Origin of the sequence: Rhizomicrobium sp. (assembly GCA_037200045.1) — a bacterium.
GTDB lineage: Bacteria > Pseudomonadota > Alphaproteobacteria > Micropepsales > Micropepsaceae > Rhizomicrobium.
This window is the reverse complement of the sequence record JBBCHM010000001.1, coordinates 2,309,112-2,330,147: the sequence shown is the minus strand read 5'-3', so window position 1 is coordinate 2,330,147 and position 21,036 is coordinate 2,309,112. Positions and strand designations below refer to the sequence as shown.

19 protein-coding genes are annotated in these 21,036 nt (G+C 63.2%); 7 read left to right on the top strand and 12 right to left on the bottom strand.

Translation table 11 applies throughout. The features are described 5' to 3' along the window. Positions 1–11: 11 nt before the first annotated feature. Together WDM86_11230 and WDM86_11225 are read right to left on the bottom strand one after the other, a co-directional pair. Positions 12–4,379 (bottom strand): DUF5979 domain-containing protein, encoded by a 4,368-nt coding sequence (locus WDM86_11230; GenBank protein ID MEI9990601.1) that lies wholly within the window; start codon positions 4,377–4,379, stop codon positions 12–14. After that, positions 4,376–6,412 (bottom strand): hypothetical protein, encoded by a 2,037-nt coding sequence (locus WDM86_11225; GenBank protein ID MEI9990600.1) that lies wholly within the window; start codon positions 6,410–6,412, stop codon positions 4,376–4,378. The genes WDM86_11230 and WDM86_11225 overlap by 4 nt, the downstream gene beginning before the upstream one ends. Positions 6,413–6,886: 474 nt before the next feature. Here WDM86_11225 and WDM86_11220 point away from each other — a divergent pair, with 474 nt between their 5' ends. Continuing rightward, positions 6,887–7,993 (top strand): tyrosine-type recombinase/integrase, encoded by a 1,107-nt coding sequence (locus WDM86_11220; GenBank protein ID MEI9990599.1) that lies wholly within the window; start codon positions 6,887–6,889, stop codon positions 7,991–7,993. A 99-nt stretch (positions 7,994–8,092) separates the two neighbouring features. Here the strand turns inward: WDM86_11220 and WDM86_11215 are convergent, their stop codons facing one another. Continuing rightward, positions 8,093–8,431: a hypothetical protein gene (locus WDM86_11215; protein MEI9990598.1), complete on the bottom strand. Its 339-nt coding sequence runs from the start codon at positions 8,429–8,431 to the stop codon at positions 8,093–8,095. Between the two features lie 312 nt (positions 8,432–8,743). On the opposite strand from WDM86_11215, the gene WDM86_11210 reads away from it, so the two are divergent. Continuing rightward, complete coding sequence (locus WDM86_11210; GenBank protein ID MEI9990597.1) at positions 8,744–9,163, top strand: hypothetical protein; 420 nt, start codon at positions 8,744–8,746, stop codon at positions 9,161–9,163. Here WDM86_11210 and WDM86_11205 read toward each other — a convergent pair. Then, on the bottom strand, positions 9,099–10,292 hold the full coding sequence (locus WDM86_11205; GenBank protein ID MEI9990596.1) for a type IV secretion system DNA-binding domain-containing protein: 1,194 nt from the start codon (positions 10,290–10,292) through the stop codon (positions 9,099–9,101). The two genes, WDM86_11210 and WDM86_11205, sit on opposite strands and share 65 nt — an antisense overlap. Before the next feature lie 17 nt (positions 10,293–10,309). On the opposite strand from WDM86_11205, the gene WDM86_11200 reads away from it, so the two are divergent. The 5 genes from WDM86_11200 to WDM86_11180 all read left to right on the top strand — a co-directional run bounded on the left by WDM86_11200 (position 10,310) and on the right by WDM86_11180 (position 14,262). Further along, the gene (locus WDM86_11200) at positions 10,310–10,600 is read left to right on the top strand and encodes a hypothetical protein (protein MEI9990595.1); all 291 of its coding nucleotides are present in this window, start codon (positions 10,310–10,312) and stop codon (positions 10,598–10,600) included. A gap of 30 nt (positions 10,601–10,630) precedes the next feature. After that, positions 10,631–10,858, top strand: coding sequence for a helix-turn-helix domain-containing protein (locus WDM86_11195; protein MEI9990594.1), 228 nt, complete (start codon positions 10,631–10,633; stop codon positions 10,856–10,858). A 10-nt stretch (positions 10,859–10,868) separates the two neighbouring features. Continuing rightward, positions 10,869–12,053 carry a tyrosine-type recombinase/integrase gene (locus WDM86_11190; GenBank protein MEI9990593.1) on the top strand — a complete coding sequence of 395 codons (1,185 nt, stop codon included), beginning with the start codon at positions 10,869–10,871 and terminating at the stop codon, positions 12,051–12,053. 249 nt (positions 12,054–12,302) lie between these two features. After that, positions 12,303–12,776, top strand: a complete 474-nt coding sequence (locus WDM86_11185) for a helix-turn-helix transcriptional regulator (GenBank protein ID MEI9990592.1) — start codon at positions 12,303–12,305, stop codon at positions 12,774–12,776. 583 nt (positions 12,777–13,359) lie between these two features. Then, entirely contained in the window at positions 13,360–14,262 is a 903-nt protein-coding gene (locus WDM86_11180; protein ID MEI9990591.1) for a zincin-like metallopeptidase domain-containing protein, read from the top strand. Between the two features lie 192 nt (positions 14,263–14,454). Here the strand turns inward: WDM86_11180 and WDM86_11175 are convergent, their stop codons facing one another. The 8 genes from WDM86_11175 to WDM86_11140 form a co-directional block, all read right to left on the bottom strand. After that, complete coding sequence (locus WDM86_11175; protein MEI9990590.1) at positions 14,455–15,207, bottom strand: TorF family putative porin; 753 nt, start codon at positions 15,205–15,207, stop codon at positions 14,455–14,457. A gap of 7 nt (positions 15,208–15,214) precedes the next feature. Beyond that, entirely contained in the window at positions 15,215–16,168 is a 954-nt protein-coding gene (locus WDM86_11170; GenBank protein ID MEI9990589.1) for a phosphatidylglycerol lysyltransferase domain-containing protein, read from the bottom strand. Between the two features lie 4 nt (positions 16,169–16,172). Then, complete coding sequence (locus WDM86_11165) at positions 16,173–16,829, bottom strand: hypothetical protein (protein MEI9990588.1); 657 nt, start codon at positions 16,827–16,829, stop codon at positions 16,173–16,175. A gap of 40 nt (positions 16,830–16,869) precedes the next feature. Continuing rightward, positions 16,870–17,049, bottom strand: a complete 180-nt coding sequence (locus WDM86_11160) for a hypothetical protein (protein ID MEI9990587.1) — start codon at positions 17,047–17,049, stop codon at positions 16,870–16,872. Positions 17,050–17,060: 11 nt separating this feature from the next. Continuing rightward, complete coding sequence (locus tag WDM86_11155; GenBank protein ID MEI9990586.1) at positions 17,061–17,465, bottom strand: hypothetical protein; 405 nt, start codon at positions 17,463–17,465, stop codon at positions 17,061–17,063. 2 nt (positions 17,466–17,467) lie between these two features. Then, positions 17,468–17,854, bottom strand: a complete 387-nt coding sequence (locus WDM86_11150) for a hypothetical protein (protein ID MEI9990585.1) — start codon at positions 17,852–17,854, stop codon at positions 17,468–17,470. Between the two features lie 79 nt (positions 17,855–17,933). Then, positions 17,934–20,096 carry a family 16 glycosylhydrolase gene (locus WDM86_11145; GenBank protein MEI9990584.1) on the bottom strand — a complete coding sequence of 721 codons (2,163 nt, stop codon included), beginning with the start codon at positions 20,094–20,096 and terminating at the stop codon, positions 17,934–17,936. A 15-nt stretch (positions 20,097–20,111) separates the two neighbouring features. After that, positions 20,112–20,945, bottom strand: coding sequence for a glycosyltransferase (locus tag WDM86_11140; GenBank protein ID MEI9990583.1), 834 nt, complete (start codon positions 20,943–20,945; stop codon positions 20,112–20,114). Between the last annotated feature and the right edge of the window lie 91 nt (positions 20,946–21,036).

Sequence of the window (21,036 nt, the reverse complement as noted above, 5' to 3'; positions counted from 1 at the left end):
CGCCCGGCGCGCTATTTTCCGGGCGGCTGGGTGTCGCCGCCGCCGCGATGCCCGCCCGTGCCGCCGCCGATCCCGAAATGGGTGTGGCCGAGCACGTCGTCGAGGAACGAGCCGCGCTTGCGGCAGGTGCCGTTCTTCAGCGTCGTTCCTTCCGGGCATTCGCACGCCGTGCCCTCGTCGTTGAGGACCATGGGGGCGTGGCATATCAGGCGCGGCACGGTGCAGATCCGTTTCGCGTCGTCCCAGGTCTCGCCCCGCTCGCACGTCACGCAGCGCCGGCCGTTCCAATGGCCGGTGCCGGCGCAGGATTCGTCGGTCGGCTGGTCCTCGCAGACAAGCTCGTTGCGCACCGCGATGACGTTGCCCGCGCGCCCGCCGAGCGTCACCGGGAAGGCGCGCACCGGCTTGCCGTTGAACTGATAGGTCGTCTCCCAATGGCATAGGCGGCGGCCCGGCGGCGGCGGCGGTGGAGGCTCGCGGACCGTGCACTTGGTCCCCGCCGGCACGGTCTGCTTGACCGAGTCGAAGCCCAGCGCCGCGGACGCGGTGTAGTTCAGGCTCACCGTCTTGCCGTCCGGCTGGACGCAGCTTGCCCGGATCGGGAACGCCTCGTGCGGCGCATGGCTGATCTTTCCGTCGATCACCACCGCCTTCGCGATCGTGACGGTGGTGGTGGGGACGGCTTCCGCGCCCTTGGTGCCGCAGGTTTCGGTGTTGACGATATGCGCGGTGACGTTGCCGGCCGTCACGGTCGCCTGCTGCCCGTCGGGATAGGTCGTGTCCCAATGGCAGTTCGCCGGATCGTCGGTCGCGGGCAGCGGCGTCGTCTCGGAGATCGTGCAGACCGAGCTCGCGGGCACGTTCGAAACCACCTGCGTGTAGTTGTCGGCCGGGCTGAGGGCGTAACCCGAGGCGGTGGTGGTTCCGTCCGGCAGGGCGCAGGACACGTTGGCATAGAACTCCGCCGTCGAAACATCATGGCCCTGGGCGGGCTTGACCACCTTGATGACCGTCACCGTTCCGGTGCTGGCGCAGCTATGGTTGTTCGATGCATTGCCGTCGGTGAGGCCGCTGCCCGCCGCGAACGCCACATCGGCGCAGTTGGTGATCGGCGGAGCCACCGCGCCCGCCACGAAACTGCCGGTGGTCACGGCGATGGTCGGCAGGGGCTGTCCGGTCGTCAGCGCGCCGCTGCCGGCATAGGTGCAGGTGAGCGTGCCGCCGGCCGCGATGGGGAAGGGACCGGGGCAGTTCCAGTTCGTGCCGGTGGCGCTGGCGAAGCTGATCCCGGCGGGGACGACATCGGTGACCGTCACCGTGTTCTGGCCGTTGACCGGCGCGCCGAGATTGGTGACCGCCAGCGTGTAGGTGTAGCCCAGAATGTCGGGACCATGGCCGTGGGTCGCGACGGTCTTGTGGATGCCAAGATCGTCCTGCGTCCCGGCCTGCGTTCCGCCGGTGACGCAGCTCTGGTCGTTCGACGGATTGTAGTCGGTCAGTCCGGCTGCCGGCACCAGGGCGATGCGGGCGCAGTTCGTCACCTGCGGAAGCTGCGCGCCGGGGATCGCATTGGTCGAGACAATGGTGATCGGCGGCAGGTTCTGCCCCGTCGCGATCATTCCCCCGCCGGTATAGGTGCAGGTGAGCGTGCCGCCGGCCGCGATGGGGAACGGTCCCTGGCAGTTCCAGCTCGTGCCGGTCGCGCTGGCGAAGCTCAAGCCCGCGGGCACCACGTCGGTGACGACGATGGCGCTGCCGGGAACCGGATCGCTGATGTTGGATACGGCCAGCGTATAGATATAGCCGCTGCCATTGGCCGGTCCCTGGCCTTCGGACGTGGCGCTCTTCTGGATTGCGACATCGGTGTGATGATGATGGTCGTCGCGCGGCACGATGACGGTGATCGTGGAAGAGCAGCATTTGTCGCTGCCGTTGGTGCCGGCGCCCGGATCGACCGCGTCGATCTGGATGTCGACACTCTGGCCCGGCGTGATGCCGGTAAGGACGAAGGTCGTGTTGATCGGCCCCGGCGGCACGGTGCGCGTCGGCGGCGCGATGCCGACACCGGCCGTGGTCGTATGGACGTTGAGGATCGTCGGATTGAATCCGGGTGGCCCCGATCCGGTGATCGCGAGCGTTCCGGTGCCGTCCGGATTCACCGTGATCGACGATTGCAGGTCGAGCAGGCAGGGCGGCGGGCCGCAATGGCCGCCCACGACCTTGCCGAGATTGACATCGGCGGCCTTGGTGCCGAGCGCGTCGGTGTAGACGGCGTGGTTGCTGGCGTCGATCTGCGGCGCGCCCTCGGTGCAATCCAGGACTTTCACCTTGTAGCAGATCTGCGGATCGACATCGGCGGTGTAGTCGAGCTTGACCTGGTAAGCGGCCGTCGGCGGGGTGTTGGTGCCGTAATTCGGCGTGAAGGCGACCGTGAGCGTGGCGTCCGTTCCGGTCGCCGCGAGATTGACGGGATAGGAATTGGCGCTCGTCACCGCGATGGTCTGCACCACCGTGCCGGCGGAGTTGGTGATCGTGATCGTGCCGCCGACGAGCTCCGGTGGACGCCCGACGATCTCCACATTCGTCCAGTTGGCCTCTTTCGGCTTCTTGGCGCAGAACTGATCGTCGATGTTGAACGTCTGCTGCATGTGCTGCTGGCTGCACACGCCGCGCCCCATCGCGCCGTCACGGCGGAAGCGCCAGAGAATCTCGTGGTCGCCGAGGCCCAGCAGGCAGTGCTCGGGATCGGTCGGATCGGCGGCGTAGCCGTAGTCGCGGGCGGCGCCGAGCGTGGAATTTGGCGTGACGTTGTCGGAATTCCAGGCGGCGTTGAAGCCGGCGCAAGGTGCCGAGGTCGCGAAGTCGAAACAGAAGGGCTGCGTCCGCGAGATATAATAGGGATAGAGAACCTGCCGTGTGCCCGGGATACGGAACGCCGCGATCACATAGCGGCCGTTGCCGCCCGGCGCATAATTATTGTCCGTCCCGTTGAACGGTCCGGCGGCCGTGCCGAAGATCGCCGGCATCGTATAGGTCGTCCCATCGGCCGTCTTCAGGCACGCCGGCGGACCCTGCAGCGCCTGGTGCGCGCAGACCGCGAGCCAGCCCGGACCGGCGTCCGGAACAGGCGATATCGTCATGTAGTTTCCGGTCTTGAGCGGCAGAACGGTTTCCGACGATCCGCCGACCAAGGCCCATCCCGGACAGTTCGCACCCGTCGCCAGAACGCGGCAAGCAATGCGGGCCGACGCCGTGCCGCCATTGTATTCGACAAACACCCGCGGACTGCCTCCGGAGTCTTCCGCGATCATGTCGCGAAACTGGCCGGCCATCGTGGCGCCGGCCAGCGGCGGCGAACTCGCCCAAGCCGCACAGGGCGCCGACGTCGTCGCATCGATGCAATAGAGCTGGTTGTTCACGTTGACGATCAGATGCGTCGGCTGCGCCGGATCGGTCACCACGCCGGCCAGATAGCTGGTGGAGTGGGCGCCATACTGGCTCGTCGTGATCGACGACCAGACGAACGGGAACGTCGGGCTGCCGGGGAGCGTGATAAAGGGACACGCCGCCTCGGTCACGGTGTCCCAGCAGCCGATGCCGAGATCGGCGGTCGTGTTGTTGGCCTGCTCGCGGCTGGCCGGGAAATAGAACTTGGTGCCCACGACCACGGCATGCGGCCAATGGGGCGTGATCATATTGCCGCCTCCGGCCGCGCTGATCAGCTTCGAATAGCCGACGCAGGGGCTGAGATCGGACGCGTTCCAGCACATCACGCCCGCGTAAGAACCGGGCTGAGGATTGGGCATGTGGTGCCACACGCTGTAGATATGTCCGGCGGCGGCGACCGGAATCGGCTGGAAGCCGTCGCCGGTGGAATTGCCGGCCAGACCGACGGCCGGGCCGATCGGCACCACGGTCATCGTGAAGCCGGTGCCCGGCCCCATGCCGGGATTGCTGTAGGTTTCGGCGTTGCCGGGATAACCCGGGCTCGTCGGGTAGGTCCATCCCGGCGGCGCCTGGATGGAGGGGTCGACATAGGTCTGGTTGGCGCTCAGCGTGTCGGTGATGGTGACAGGCCCGGTCGCGCCCGTGGTGGGCACCTTATATGTCAGCACATATTCGACCTCGTCGCCGACATGGACCGAACCCGTGAAGGGAACGGGATTGCCGTTCGAATCGAGAACCAGATTGCCGCTCGAATCCACCTGATAGGCGGTCTTGGTGAAGTCGGGCGAAGTCGACGATGTCACCGGGGCGTGGGCCGCGGGCGGTGCCTTCTGCTGAAGATAAGGCAGGCCGAAATAGACCGCGGCGGCGATGACGGCGGCGCCGGCGGCCGTGCCGCCGGCGATCAGGAGCGCTTTCATCCAGCCGGTCATTGTGCAGCCCCTTCGTTCGGCTTGCACACGCCGCGCGGCACGCGCACATGCAGCGTCTGGCGGCAGCAATCATAAGGCTTGCCGGCCTTGTAGTTCGGATCGGCGCTGTTGAAGCCGCAGATATCGACCGTCACGACCTGTCCCGGCGAGGCGCCGCTGAGCTGGATCACGCCCGGCGGCGGATTGAGCGAAATCTGCGGACCGTTCGACACCGTCACGCCCGGCACGCGCGAATAGGCGCTCACCATATCGATGCCGAGGCCGAGCGGATCGGTCGCGGTCAGCTTGTAGACCCAGCCGCCGGAGGCGGGATCGCAAACCGCGCGTCCCTGGACCGCCATGCAGATCTTCGGGCCGGTGCAATCGGGTCCGGTGCAAGGCGGCCCGCAATCGGGTCCCGTGCAGGGCGGTCCGCAATCGGGACCGGTGCAGGGCGGCGTGCAATCCGCGCCGGTGCAGCCGGCCGGGTTTGGCGGCGGCGGAGGCGGCGGCGGCGCACCGGGCGGGGCCGGCGGAGCGCTGTTGACCGCGAAATCCTCGCCGCGCGGGATGGGGCACGCGCCGGTGCAGGGCAGCCGATAGACGCGCACCCCGCCGATGGCGCCGCGGTGGTCGCGGCTGTCCATCTGGCCGAGGTAATTGACGAAATAGCTGATCGACGGCGGCGTGTTGAAGCCGCGCACCGGCCGCGCCGGGCTGATCTGCAGGCCGCTGAGCCGGAGCGCGCCGTCGGGCGCGAAGCCGTCCGCCGTCTTGTGGAAGCTGCGCAAATCGTCGCCGGTGAAGAGGATCGCGTCCTCGCAGCCGTCGATATCGAAGCTGACGACGCCCTTGTCGTCGATCCGGTAGCCATAGCCGAGATCGACGCCGCCGCCGCTGGCACGGTTGCCGTTCGCATAGCCCACCGCATATTCCTCGGGCTGCTGGTACCAAGCGCTGGCGGTGTTCGGATCGTCCGGCTTTTCGGGCCAGAAGCGATAGACATGGGCGACACCGGCCGGCGGCAGCGGGCTGTAGTCGAAATGCGTGCCGATCACGGCGCGCTCGGCCACGATCATCGCGCCTTCATGGCTGAACACGATGTCGGAGACCGGCGGATCGCCGGCCGGAAGATCGATCTCCTTGCGCGCGTCGTCGGCGAAGTCGCCGTCGTCCTTGAGGCCGACCGACCAGACATGGCCGTCGGCGGTGGCGTAATAGAGCCGGCTCGCATGCACCGCCAAACCCCAGACGCGGCGCGCGGCGGGCGCGAAGCCCCAACTGGCGGGCTTCTGCGGATCGAACGCGGCGTCGGTCATGCGCACGCCGCCCGACGAATCGTGGGCGACCGCGTCGAGGCCGGCGGCGCGGCGGCCGTCGGCGCCGTGGTCGAAACGGCCAAGGTCGCGCCCGGCCAGATCGAGCCGGTGGATCAGGCCCGTCGACAGATCGGAGACGAAGAGCTGACGGTGCACCGAATCGTAAGCGAGGTTGCCGAGCGCCGCCGGGCCGCCGCCATCGAGCGTCGCGAACAAGGTGACCTGACCGCCGCGGCCGTCGACCCGCCAGATGCTCGTGGGGCCGCCGCCGGGGCCGAACTGGCCGGCCATCCACGCCGCGTCGGGACCGCCGGTGTGGAGGCGATGCGGCACCGCGTCGTCGTCATCGTCCTTGGCTTTGTCCTTGTCGTCGTCATCGTCGTCGCGTTCGGGCCGCGCGACCAGGTTCAATCCGTACACGGATGTCGCCGCGAGATAGACATTGGGATGGGACGCGTCGTCGATCGCGACACCGAAGACCTGTCCGATTTGCGCGGCGGGGATCGCGCGGGTCTGCGGCGCGACCCACATGGTCCCGTTCCACACCTGGCGCGGTTCGCGCGCATTGAGGAAGCGGGCCGCGGGACCGCCGACATCGATAAAGGTCTGTTCGATGGCCTGCGGCCCGGTCGGAGCGGACGCCAGCTCCGCGGTCCGGATCGCGGTGCCGGCGAAACCGGTGACGACGGCATCGTTGAGCGCCAGAAGCTGACCGCCATCCAGCGAAAGCGGCACGGCGCTCTTTTCGGGAGGCGTCGGATGCCGAATGAGGGTGCAATAGGACAGCAGCAGAATGAGCAAAACTATGCCCACGGCCGCAAGCGGCCACAGCACGCGATAGTTTTTCACAAAAATCCCCACGCGTTGGAAACAACGCGCCCCATCCGCTTACAGCGTCCCACAAAACATTTCGAAAAGGAAGGGGTCTCGTAATGTTTTCTTCGGCAACCGGTGCGTGAACCGTTTCACCGGAGCAACGGCGTTTTCACGATCCGCGCCGCCGCGCGTAGCGCCGAGAAAAAATGGTGCCGCCTGCGTGACTCGAACACGCGACCCCATCATTACGAAGCAGATTTGATTGCGGCGCATAGCGTCTCATACCTGCACCTAAGCCATTGGAGCCGTTGCTATTCCGGTCGGGCGGAGTATCGCGGCGCATCATGCGTGATCGCCGCATCGCGGCCCTCGCGCGAGACAATGGCGAGACAAATGCGACTGACCGATCCGACCATCCGTTCCCTCAAGGCGCCCTCCGAGGGCGCCGTCATTTTCCCCGATGACCTCATCCCGGGCTTCGGCGTCCGCGTGAGCGAAGGCGGCACCAAGAGCTTCGTCCTCACGCACGGCCCGCGCCGACAAAGAGAGACCTTGGGTCGCGTCGGCGTCGTGAGCCTGCACGACGCCCGCATAGAGGCCAAGCGGCGGCTTGCCGAGTACACGCTCGGCAAGGACAAGCCGAAGCCTGTCGCCTGGACGGTCGCGCTCGACGAATACCTCTCGGAGGTCAAGCGCGAGTGCAAGTGGCGCACCCACGAGAACTACGGCTATGTCCTCAAGCGTCACTTCAAGTACGGTGAGACGAAGCTCGCGGACGTGTCCCCGCACGACCTTCAAAAGAGCCTCGGCCGCCTCTGCGAGACGCCCGCCGAGCAGCAGCGGGCGTTCGTGGTGGTCCGCGCGTTCATCCGCTGGGCGCACCGCAAGCACTATCTGGACAGGAGCCCCATGGAGCGCATGCGCGCCCCGCACTCATACGTCGCCCGCGCCCGTATCCTCACGGACGACGAGCTCAAGAAGGTCTGGCGCGCATGCGAGGAAGACACCTTCGGCCGCATCGTGAAGCTCCTCATCCTCACCGGACAGCGGCGCGGCGAGATCACGAGCCTCACCGGGAGCATGGTGGGCGATGACGTTATCACCATCCCGGCGTGGCTCGCGAAGAACGGCCGCGAGCATGTCGTGCCGCTCGGGACGTTTGCGAAAAGCATCCTCGGCCGCCCTCCCGCCGATCCCGACGCCTGCTACTTTCCGGCCCTCGGCCTCGCGACGCCCTTCAACGGCTTCTCCAAATGCTCGCCCAAGCTCGCGAAGCGCGCCGGCGTCTCAGGCTGGACGCTCCATGACCTGCGGCGGACGTTCGCCTCGGGCCTCGCGGCCGAAGGCGTGGCGTTGCCGGTGATAGAACGCCTGCTCAATCATGTCTCTGGAAGCTTTGGCGGCATCGTGGGCGTCTACCAGCGGTATGACTTCATGCCGGAGATGCGAGAGGCCATCGGGAAATGGGAATGCAAAGTCAGATGCCTCGCCGGAAATTGACAATGCACGCTCGCGGTGACGCCTCTGCGGCGCTGTTCGATTTTGCCAAGGGGGTGCTAAGCTGCGAGCAGCTTATCGGCGGCCTTGGCGGAGCCACGCTTAGCGGCGGCTCGCCTTGGCCTTCCTGCTCTTTCTTTTCGGCGGCGGGGGCGTCGGCGGCTTTACGGTGCGCCTACGGCGGACCGCCGGAGCAACCGGCGGCTCCGCGAACTCGCGCACAGTCTCGCGCCATGCGTCGTATATCGCCCGGAGCAAGGCCGTCGCGAACAAGACTCCCAGCGAGGCGAGCCAGAGCGCATAGGCGACCTCGCCCGTCTGCATGAACGCTAGGGCTGCGACCGCGAGACCATGAGCCAAGCCACCCGCATGTGCGGTATCGGCCGCGTAGCGCAAGTTCACGACCAGGAGATTGGGCACCACATAGGGATTCTTCAGCATGTCTCTGACCTCGATGTGCTGGAGAAGGGCCTCGCGATGGCGATCGCGAGGCCCACCTCATTTTTGCTAGTTCCTCGCCCTGTTCACCAAGACCTCGCGTCGTTGGCTGATTCGGAGACATCGGAGAGAAGGCATCTACCGTTGCAACTACAATAACACAGGGAACCAATAGCACCCACAAGAAATCACGTAGACTGTATAGGGAATAGATTCTGATAGAGCCTTGTGGCGCCTATTAGTATCTTGTTAAAGATTCTGGAATAAATTATTGTATCGTGGCGCAAGATGAACACAATATCTGGTAGGTTGCAGTTGGCGAAACAAAAGCATCTGAGCGTCGTACAGCAGGCGCAGGACGCGTTGGCGCAGGAATTCGGCCCTAGCCAGCCGCGGTTCAAGCTGGCCCCCGAGCTCGCCGAGCACATGGAGTTGCTGTTCAAGTCCCAGAAGGATTTGTGCGTCGTCCTCAAGACGACCGCGAAGACGTGGCGCGACATGAAATCGGACGAGGGCGTGCGCGAGAATACCGCCCAGCATATCGTCATCGAGTTTATCAGCTTGTTGCGCGACAACGCGGAGGGAACACCGCGAGAGAGCGACAGGATTCACGGTCGCCTCGTCGCGTCGCTGGACAAAATCTACGCGCCGTATCTCTCGAACTTGAAGTTCAGCGAGTTGTTGCAGCCGGTCGGGCGGTCGTCAGAAGCGCCTTCGTCGTTGCAGCCGCGCTAAACCCCCTCCCCGGTGCCCCATCGATCATCAGCTTCAGATAGATCGAGTGGTTCGGCAGGTTAAGTAGGTCCGGTTCGTCGAACGTCGGCTGGAATTCGCGGGCCAGATACGGCGCGTCCTCGGCCCCCACCCTGAACGATATGAGCGTCCCTGCATTGCCGAGCACGGCCGAGCGGATGGCCGGATCGAGCTGGTGGAGGTGCTGGTTCGCTAGGGTCATCCCCACGCCGTACTTCCGAAGCTCCGGGAGCATGGTGGCGAGCATGAGGGTGGTGAAGGACTGGAATTCGTCCACATAGACGAAGAAGGGGCGGCGCGCATCGCTATCGGCGCGGGAGAGCGCGGCGAGCGAAAGCGTCGAGACGACAAGGGCGCCGAGCATAAGGGAGCTATCGGCCCCGAGCCGTCCCTTCGAGACGTTCACCAGAAGCACCTTCCCCTCGTCCATCATGGAACGAAACTTCAGATCGATCTTCGGCTCAACAAGGATGCGATAGAGCGTGGGGTCTGAAAGCAAGGCCCCGAGCTTGTTCTGGATAGGGGCCACGGCATCCGCCTTCTGGCGGTAGTGGTACTGCTCGAACTCGTGCCGCCAGAACCGGCGGACGGTCTCGTTCCTGATCTTCCGCGCGATGCCCTTCCTATAGGTCTCGTTGGAATAGAGCTTGAGGATGTCCGGCAGGCGGGCGTCGTCCTGCTCCAAGAGGGCATAGAGGGTGTTACGGAGCACATGCTCCATGCGCACGCCCCAGGCGTCCGGCCAGAGCTTCCGTAGCGTCTCGATGAAGCCCGAGACGGCCAAGGGTATCTTATCGTCCCGCACGCGGCGCAGCGGGTTATAGCCGAAGGGACACGCGCCATCTGGCGCATTGAGGTATGCGACGCGGTCTTCATCGCGCGCATACTCGGAGACCCTCTCCACGAGGTCTCCATGGGGATCGATGAGGGCGAAGCCGCGCCCCGCTTCCAGGTCTTGCTTCGCCAAGGTCTCGATGAGCGTGGACTTGCCGGTGCCTGTCTTGCCGATGATGTATAGGTGCGAGAGGCGGTCCGCCTGCTTGATGCCGAAGGGGACGTTGGAGTTCCGGTGGTTGGTGCGGGCGAAGTATGAGATCCCAGTGGAGTTCATCCGTTGCAGTGTGGCGCATGCACGTGCCGACGAATATGCACGGAAATATCTCGTCCATCGCGCTGGGCGATATTTCAGGGCATAGAATCCGAAGCGTCGCGGCCGCACACTGGCGCCATATGAATACCCAAAAATTCCGTGAACTGTGCGAGCAGGTTCTCATTCCGCTTCTTACCGGCGCGCTGGAGCCTCATCTCATCGACATCCACGATGTCATCGACATATCGTCGAACGAGCTCATCCGCATCGGCGAACGCCTCGATGACATCAACGCGCAACTCGCCCGAAGCGAGGACGACGCGGCATAGATTCGCGGGACCAGTCCTAGCCGTGATAAAATGGCGTCGCCCGATCCGGGCAGGTTCTTTGACAAACAGCCGACGGGCTCGATCGAGCTGTTGACGGTCGCCGAAGCAGCAAAGCTGCTCGGCGTTTCCGCGTCAGGCATGCGGCGTCTGCAACAAGAGCGGCGGGTGCCGTTCTTCAAGGTGGGACGCTGCGTGCGTTTCGCCAAGAGCGACCTCGCCGCATACCTGGCGCAGCGGCGTGTCGAATCCATCGGCTAGACAAAACATAATGTCAGCACGACTTATCCGAAAGTCGTGGTGGGTCGATTTTCGCTTCGATCACAAGCGATATCGAATCCGAAGTCCGGAAAACACGCGCGCCGGCGCGAACGCATACGAAGCCGTGCTCAGGCACCGCCTCGCTCAAGGCGAGGATATCGCCGGAAAGAAGCGACTGGCGGAACAGCTAAGCTTCGCGGCATTCGTGCCAAAGTGGTTCGAGGAGTACGTCGTCCCCAACAACAAGCCGTCAGAGCAAAGCATAAAGAGGTATACCTTCGCGGCCTCACTGGTGCCGTTCTTCGGGCGCATGACGATCTCCGCAATAGGAGTGCGCGATGTGGAGCAGTTCAAGGCAAAACTCGTTCGGGAGGGAAAGTCGCACAAAACGATCAATAACCACCTCACGATGCTTCGGAAGTGCCTCCACACGGCATACGAATGGCTCGACATCAAAGGCACGCCGCCGAAGATCGTATGGCTGAAGTGCCCTTCGCCCCGCACCGATTACCTCACGCCGGAGGAGTGCGAGCTGCTCTTGCGGCATTCCAGCGGCGTCATTCGGGAGATGATCCTCGCCGCCCTTCGAACGGGAATGCGCCAAGGTGAAATCAAGGGCCTGCAATGGACGTCAATCGACTGGCACAATAACAGTGTGGCGATCCGCCATTCGCAGTCCGACATCACTAAGTCCCTGGGCACACCGAAAGGCAACCGGGAACGCCACGTCCCCCTCGACATAGACCTCTTCGAAGCGCTGGGCGCCCGCAAGCAAGCCGAGGGCTACGTCTTCTTGGACGAGAGCGGACAGCCCTTCACCCACAAAAAGGTGAGTGCGGCCCTTGCCGAAGCATGCCGCCGTGCAGGGCTCCGCAAGATCGGTTGGCATGTGTTGCGCCACACGTTCGCGACGCACCTCTCGATGAACGGCACGCCTCTCAACATCGTGCAGGCCCTGCTTGGGCATGCGAGCATCACCACGACGATGCGCTACGCGCATGTGGCGCCGTCCGCGCTGCGGACGGCAATCGAGCTCGCGAACCCCCGGACGGCCCGTACAGCGAATGTTGGGCAACCGGCGGGCAACAGGTGGCAAGAACGGCGATTGCAAAACCCTATCCTCGACAGCGGACCCCAAGAAAACCAACCATCTAGGCCATCATATTGGCAAGACGGGCAGATGCTTGGGGCGTGAATGTTAGTGCGCGCGCTAGGGATCGAACCAGCGCGTGCGAACGGACTAACTTCGACAAAAAGCAAGCGGGTGCGGGATGTATTGGCAGAAACACTGAGGTAGAAAGGAAACACAGCATCACAAAATTGTAGTCAGGAGCGCTAAGGTCGAAGACCCATTCACTCGCTTTAGGGCACCCCGTGGGCAACGCCTATTGGCGTTCGTTCTCGGGAATTACCAGCAAAGAACTCTGTCGGATCGAAGCGATGAATGGAGAAGCTAAAGCCACCCTCACGGGTGGCTTTAGCTTTTTTTGAACTGCGCTTTAGAAAATCAATATCTCCTACGGCGATAATTCCGGGCATAGCAGTATCGCTCGCGATTGAGAGAATGGACCTACCGCGCCGTATGAATTCCCTCCGCTTACGCAAATTCAGAAAGTCCGCTCACCTCACGCAGCGAGAGGTAGCGACGCTTGTGGGGTATGCGTCGCAGCGCGCGTACTCGGACGTGGAGCTCGGCCTCAAGCGGCCGGCGCTCGGAACGGCGCTTGCGTGCTGCATCCTGTTCGATGCGTCCCTGCACGATTTGTTTCCCAATCTCACCGAATTCATCGAGCGCGACGTGCTGGCACGCGCCCGGAAGCTGAAGGTGGAGCTGGCGGGAAGCCAGAACCGAGAGTCGGCGGTTTCACACATTGCCGATGTTATCAGCCGCATCGGAGGTTCTAGCACGCTCGAATGATGCCAAAGAGGACGATTGTTCTTGGTTTGCATCCATCGTCGCGAGGTTTCGGGTGGGCTCTCTTCGAGGACACCCTCTCACTCCTCGATTGGGGAACGGTAGACATCCGCCGAGATAAGAACGCCATCGCGCTCAGCCGCATCGAGTCGCTGCTCGACAAGCATCGACCAAAGGTTCTCGCGATGGAGCGGCACGACGACATAGCTGTCCGGCGCTCCCAACGGATACGTCGATTGTACCTCGCGGTGATGAAGTGTGCGGAGATTAGAAATGTCCGGGTGTGGTGCTACACACGCGCCGAGATTTCGAGCTCGCGATATCTCAAAGGGGCGCGCACGCGGGATGAAGTCGCTGTTGCCGTTGCTGACTGTTTGAGCGTGCTCAGGCCCCGTCTTCCTAAGCCCAAACAGATTTGGGTCGGCGAGCGTTCGGCGGCGGCCCTGTTCTGCGCCGCAGCTTGCGCGCTCACGTATTTCGGCGCCGGGCCATAGCGAGGGCTGCGCTCTGCTTCGCTCACTTCACCGTCTCCCGCGCATCCCGGAGCGCCGGAATGGTCCGACGCTCCCCATGCGCAGGAGCAGTAATGCAGCACGATGTACCTTCCCACCAGAAAGACCTCTATCAATCCATCACGGACAAGATCGTCGCCGCCGTCGAAGCCGGCGCGATTGAAGCGAGACGGCCCTGGCATGCGCCCGGCCTTCTCCCTCCGAGAAACGCTAACACGGATGCCTTATATCGGGGCGTGAATGTGCTCGCGCTCTGGATAGAAGCAATGGATCGCAGCTATCCGACGAGCGAATGGGCGAGCTACAAGCAATGGCAAGACCTCGGCGCCCAAGTCCGCAAAGGCGAGCGCGGCACCCTCATCGTCTTCTACAAGCGCATCGAGGAGGAGACGACCGAACCCGAGGACCACACCGAGAACCGTCTCCGGCACGTCGCGCGAGCCTCGCACGTCTTCAATGCGGCGCAGGTGGACGGCTTCGCGGCCGCTCCGCCCGAGCGGCCAAATGCTTTCCATGCGCACCAGGAGGCCGAGGCATTCATCGGGGCCATAGGCGCCCGGATAGAGCACGGCTTCCAAGAAGCCCGCTACCGGCGCGATCTCGACAACATAGAGATGCCGCTCCGGTCCTGGTTCGTCGGCACGGACACCCGCTCGCCGCTCGAAAGCTACTACGGCGTCCTCCTCCACGAGCTCACCCACTGGACGGGCGCGCCGCACCGCCTCGCCCGCACGATGGGCAAACGCTTCGGAGACGACGGATACGCCATGGAAGAGCTGGTGGCCGAGATCGGAGCAGCCTTCGCGTGCTCTGCGCTCGGGATCGAAAGCGAGCCCCGCCCGGATCATGCCGCCTACGTCTCGTCCTGGCTCACCGTCCTGAAGCGCGACCCCAAGGCGATCTTCACAGCGGCGAGCAAGGCGCAGGACGCGTTCGAGCACCTAGCCTATCTGGCGATGAGAACCGATCAGTCCTGACCTAACCGGCCCTGCGGGGCCGGTTTCTTTTGCTCAGCTTTGAAAGACGCCACATACACGGCCAACTCCTGCTCAAAGGCGGTGAGAGCATTTAGAGAACAGATAGAGCGAGAGTCCAGCCTCTAGGGGGTGGTAGTTGCGAGTGGCGCGGACACTCCGCCTGCTCGTGAGGTTCGACCGAACCGCAGGCGGCTACCGCGCGAGCGATGCCAGATCATAGGAAACGGAAAGAACAACCGTCGTCCCGCACCATCGCGCGTCGCCCTGTGTCGCCGCGCATGCGGGCCCCGAGAGGCTCGTTCCGAAGATGCGGAGGTCCGCCGCAAACGGATTCCAATCCGCCCGGAGGCCCGCGTCCCAGTGCTCGTAGCCGGAGCTCGCGGGGGTGAAGCGGTCGATGCGCGCCGTCCACTGATAGCCGGCGTTCGCGTCCGCCACGACCTCTCGCGCGAGGCGGAGCGAGAGGCCGGCGCTTGCGTAGAGCTCCTCTCCCTTGCCGCTTGTATATGCGGGGGACCATGCGAGCGAGGCATGAGCGGTTGCCGGCCCCCAGCTTCGGCTTGCGTCGAGCGTGATCTCGGCCGCGCTGTACCGGCTTTCGCCGGCCCGCAGGCGATGGTCGGGATACGCGTAGTAGATGGCGGCGAGCGAGAGGTCGGTGCGGCCGATGGAAAAGCCCTTCATCAGGTAGAGGTCGGTCTCGAAGGAGGTGCTGCCGTCGTCGAAGTCCACGGGCGAAACGAACGCGCCGGCGGCGAGATCTCCGCCAAGGTCGGCTTCGAGCGTGAGCTGCGCCACCGGATGACCGTCGCTCTGCGAGACGCCGCGGAACCGGTAGTCAGTGGCGACGGTCGCCGTCGCGGCGAGCCAGCCGGCGCCGGCGGGCGTCGCCATGGCGACGGCGAGGACGAGGCCGGCGAGAAACGGGAACGGCGCGCGCTGCATGGCATCCTCACGCGAGCGGCGGCGTTCCCGGCCCGCGAGCCCGGACGACCTCGAACTTTCGCAGATACGAAACGGGCCGGCGCGCGCGCTTGGCTTGCCGCAGCCCGAGGAGCCCTAAGTCTTCCTCCAGATTGAGATAACGGAAGCCGCGCGCAAGAAGGAGGCGCGCGACGCCGCGATCGAAGAACGGGACGATGCCCGCGTAGCTCCAATGCGCGGCCTTCTCGAAGTGGTGGATCGCGTATCCGTCGCCGAGGTCCTCGGTGAGCGAGAACGCCGCGAGCTCGTCCCCGACGTAGAGCCCGAACGCCGAGAGGTGCCGGGAGAAGCTTGCGAGGCAGCGGCCGAGCGCGTCGCGGTCATAGTCCGCGGCCTCGTCCCTCGCATGCCGCCGCCGGTCGCACCAGCGCGCGCATAGCGCGAGCAGGTCGGCGCGCACGGCATCGTCGCCGAGGTCGAGCGCCTCGAACCGGGCGGAGCCGTGCGCCGCCTCGAAATGCCGGATTGCGGTGCGCTGCCGGTGCCACGCGCGTCCCTCGCAGGCCGCGATAGAGGCGAGACATACGATGTAGTCGTCCTGATCTGAACTGTTGCGGACCTCGAAGCGCGCGGGATCGAGCTCCTTAGCCACGGCTTCGGGGATGAGCCGCAGGCGCGGCTCGATGCCTTCGGCGGCGGCCTGCGCCAAAAGCGTTGCGGCGGTCTCATCGGGGCGATGCGGGCCGAGGAACATGTAGAACGGCTCGTCGGTCAGGTAGTCGGCGAACCTGATGACGAGATTGCCATTGAGGCTCGACAGCCTGACGCGCTCGCCCGCGTCCCACGAATAGAGATTAAGGAAATTGAAATCCGAATAGGGCGGGAAACGCCGGGTGATGCGCTCCACGGCGTCCCGGTCTTCGAGCGCGAGCGCCTTCGCGCTCGGGAATGGCGGGAGAACGCCCTCCTCCAGGCGCGGCAAGCGCTCACACATCCCGCTGCTCGCGCAGGATGGCCGGGGAACGGCCCCACAGGAAGCGGCGCAACGCAGTCTGCCGGAGAGGGAGGGCCGCGCGAGCCGGCGTTCTGATCTGAAGCACGAGCGCGACGGAGCCCGTCGCGACGAGGCAGTACAGCGGATACGCGCTTATGCGTAGAGACCAGTCTGCGACCGCGATGAGATTTACGGACATGCCGGCCGCGGAAAGCGCCCACCCCGCGCGATTTTCGCTTTCGGGAGAACGCCATGCCTTGCGCAGCGTCGGGACGAGCGCGAAGAGGTCCACGAGGATATCCAGATAGAGCGCGCGCGGCGCGTCATGAAAGGCGAGCCAGGGCACGAGGCTTGCCGCCGCGCCGGCAGCGCACACCCCGTCCACCCATGAAGAGCCGGCCACGCCATAGCGCAGCGAGAGCAACGCGACGGCGGAGGTAGTGCAGGCGAGCGCGTCCGCGACGAGCGCCGCGTCCGCGCCGCCTGACGCGCGGTACGTCGCCGCTGTTATGACCGACACGAACGCCCAGACGACCCAGCTCAGCCGGTGCGGCTTCGTCTCGCGGCGAAGGATCGCGCGAACGTACGGGACGGCGGCCGCGAGCACGAGCGCGCCCGCGATACATCCCGCGGCGTGGGAGAGCGTCATCCGCCTGCCCTTCGCGTCGATGCGCGAGCCGCCGCGCCGGTCATCGCCGCTCGTCTATCCACCGCCGCGCGACGGCATAGGCCGTCGCGCGGTCATGGGGCCGCTCGTAGAAGTCGTGCTGGTTGGGGAAGATGCCGTCCGTCTTCGTGTACATCTTGTGATTCTCGGTATTCCAGTAGATGTGCCAGCCGCGATAGGTGCCGAGGTTAGCCCAGGACATGCGATCTCCTTTCAGGCGTCAGCCGGTGCGCGCTGCACCAGGATGAAGGGAACGAAGTTCACGAAGCCGAACCGCTCGACCGGCACGAGCGCGGGATAGAAGCGGCGGACGAACCAGACCAGCGGATCGCCGATGACGACGAAGATGACAATGACGAGCTTCATGAAGCCTGCGACAGCGTCCATGATCGGGATGCCGATCTTCCCAAGCGCTCGGAAGAGCCAGTACATGCCGCTTCCCACGGTGAGGAAGACAACGGGCATAAAGATAAAGCCGAGCGGGCTTTCGCCGCGCGGATGCGCGCCTGCGATGACGAGAATGAGTACCACCACAGCCATGACGACCGTCGCGGCGGCGACGCGGACGGCGTTGAGCCGGAACGTGGCTGCCCAGTCGGTTTCGGAGAGCGCGCTCACGGCTAGGCTCCCGCGCGAGACAGGGCGGACTGGAGGTCGCTCAGGCACTTCTCGCGCTTGCCGGTGTCGATCTCCATCATGTTGTCCGCGACGTTGATCTTCGACTTGATGGTGATCGTCGTCTTGCCGCCCTCCTCGGAGACGATGATCGAGGCGTCCACGCTCTGCGCGCACTGGCCGGAGATCGTTCCGGCCCCCGCGTCCGAGAACGAGACGCTCCCGACCTGGGCGAGGGCGACCGTCGCCGTCCGGAAGGTGCGTTCCTTCGAGAGCCTCGACGGGACGGCGACCTCCTTCCAGTTCGTAATGCCGGTGAGCCCTGCGCATCCGCCGAGGAGGACGGCCAGAAGCGCGCCCCCGAGCCGGAGCGTTCCGGTTTGCCGCGTCATGTGTTCCCCCCCAGATTGAAACAATATGGCTGATTTTGTTTCAAATGGCGCACACGTGGACGAGAGAGTTTTGTCGAACTCAGTCCGCCACGCCATATCTAGCGACAACAATCCGACGCAGAAGCGCTGAATCCGGTAGTGCGCCTATAGCTAGCCGGCCGGCGAGCCGCCGCGAGCGGGATGGCCACGTATTTACATGCAGCGCCATTGGCAAATGCGGAATTGGGGTCGGCCCCCAAGTGGGGCGACAGTGAACCGGTTTTCCGTCGACGAACCACCTGATCTCGCAGGGGCTCCATTCGATCGCGAATTTATGTAATGCCTTTGAAGCGTCAAATCCTAGCTTAATCGTTGCCGGCGTTCCCCGATAGCCGTAGTCGAACCGCGCACCATCAGTGCCCGGGTTATAGAAAACGTTTACGAGTAGCCGGTCTGGCTGGTTCCCTAGTATTTCGATATCAATTTCCTGCCGTGGCGAGTCGCGGTGAAGAAAGAACCCGGTAACTAAGCCTGGAACATTCGTGGCTCGGAGCGTTATCTCGAAACGCCCGAATAGAAAGCTGTCGCGGCTCGTTATCGCGGCGGCGCTGAAATTCCGAACGCCTAACGATTCCTGCATGACAGCAAGTGACAGGCCCCCATTAGGAGCCGGTGTCACATTAGCTGGACGAAAAAGCCCAAGGTTTCCAGAAAACGTATCGTTTCGCAGCAGCCATCGAGAGGAACGAACTTCAGCGAAATCGTCTTCGAACTCTTCCCGCGAAGAAGATGATACTTCCTGTCCATCGAATGCGCTCTCACGAATTCCCGTCCATCCTGCGCGTGACTTCGCGATCCACGGCGACGAGTCGTGCCGAAGCCACCTTGCAGGAGCCAATCTCTCAGAAGACGGCGCTAGCTGATGTCTTCGCTGTCCAAGATCCCGAATAATCGGGTACTGCGCAACGGGTGGCGCGACCTTCAAATGCTCGCAAAGTGGTCGCCAAAGGCCCACCTGTGCGCGCAGCAGATGAAGCACATCGGCTCCTTCCAACGTGAGTAAAGCGGAGCAATCGTCCTGATCAACACAACCTGCATCGTCGATGAGAACGTATTTAGCGTTTGGATAGCGCTGGATAAGAAGCGGTATTTGTGAACGAAGCGAGCCTACATTTACGTAGGCATTGAAAACGCGATTGGAGCGGCCTGCCAGTAGGCTATCCCATTCGTTTTTCGGAATACGATCAAAATCACTGCAACAGCGATAACCCAACATAGAGAGCGCCATCGCCAACGATGACAGCCCGGAGTTCGGAGGGCCGAAAACGAAAACCGGAGTATGGGTTGGCCGTCGATGAAACAGTGCCGCGTCGCCATTATCGAGAACGCCAATTCGGCTCAGCGCCGGCAGGATCGAATATGAATTTGTTGAGTGTAGATCGCGCCGTTGGTTGACCACCGAACGCCGCAACGCTCGAACTTCCAGTTCATGGAACTTGTGATTGATCCAGAGATCAATCGGGCCACGGCTCGGAAGCAATTCGAGCAGCTTCTGAGCCCCGTTTCTTGATAGAACATAGCCAGACAAAAACCAAAGACCGCGCTCAGGTCGAAATACAGTTCTTGAAAGTAGTTCCTTTGGTGCACCGTGGCGCACCTCTTCGTATGAAACATATAAGATGTCGAACTTTGGGCTACCTACATCTGCGACTTCCATCTCGCGCCACGCCTGATCGAGAACCCGTCCAAAGCCGCGCTCGAACCAGACGTCGTCTTCAAGCACGAGGGTATATGTAGCATTCGACTTCGCGATCGCCCTCCAGATGGCGATGTGCGAGCATGCGACGGCGATCTCCGCCTGGCTCATCTTAATTGGTCGCGTCAGATCGAATGTATCTGGGGCCGCATGAGGCTGCGGCTCCACAAACAGCTGATCGGCGAGGGTGTAAACCGAGCCGACCTCGGCGTTGGCATGGAATTCAGAGAGATCGAGTTGGGCGTCACACGCCGAGCTTCGGACAACACGTTCCGAAAGTGGCTTGCGGATAGCATCTGTGATGCCATCAAGTTCGCGCAGTATATCAAGCCAACGGCCCTTTTGCCTGTCTAAGTTGATGACAATAATCGGACCAACGCCCGCGCGCTGACCGTCAGACGTCCCCGAGAACGTGATGGATCGTTGCCGCGGAAGACATGATCGGAATTGCGAGAACAGGATATGAAGGTAGCGCGATGCTGAGCGCAACGGTTTCGAGAGGTTCATAAGGAAGTCATCGCTTCACTTAAAAAAACTTACTTGGTTGGACAAGCGCCAGTTTCGCGCGTCGTCCCGATAGCTCAAGGGCCATCGCGAGAGGGCAACAACTTCCCAATCTCGTAGTATGACTACGTCATTTGTAATATTGCTCTCTCGATCCATGCCAAGGCCGAAAATCGATTTCGAAAGAAGCCCTGGCCCGGTCGTTGCCTGAATCTCAGGGAGCTCGCCGTCATTCGCGAGATCGAGAAGAGCTGTTGCCTGACTGAGCGCTCGCTCGATGATTGGATGGCGCGGCCTCGCTATAAGCGGATTGTTATTAAAATAGAAAATCCAGCTCGGGTCATAAGCATCAACACAAAGAAATACGGATGGCTTCACCATTGCCCCAGAAGCGACGTCGTAGCAGAGGGGTTGGAGCTTGAGGCGGCCGTCCTCGAATAACCAGCTTATCTCTGTACTGATGCAGACGTCATCCGCATCGACGTAACAGCCGCCTTCAACTAGCAGGTAGCAAAGCCGGAAGTAGTCGGCTTGCATTGCCGGGTGGTAACAGCGCTCAAAGGCGCACCTGTACCGGGTACCCAACGATTCACTGATGAAATCTTGAGCCGCGCGCTCGTCGAAAATTCGATGCTCAAAACCACGGGTATTCCAGCGCGACCAGGTGCCGATGCAATCCTCCACGTCGCGGGGCAATTGATTGAGGTCGTGCCAATACTGCACGATTGTTTTAGGTATGGAATTCTGAAGCCGATCATCCGCGAGGGGCTGTTCGAAGCGACGCTGGACCAGCCTTCTGATGAACTCCGAGCGTTGTTGATGGTGCTCGGGGCCGTAGAGCTCCTGTTGCATCCGAATCCATTGCCGTTGAGCGAAGGCTGTCGAGTGTGTTTGTCCACGAATTCTTAGTGATACTAGTGCGCTTTATGCCGTATAACTCGGC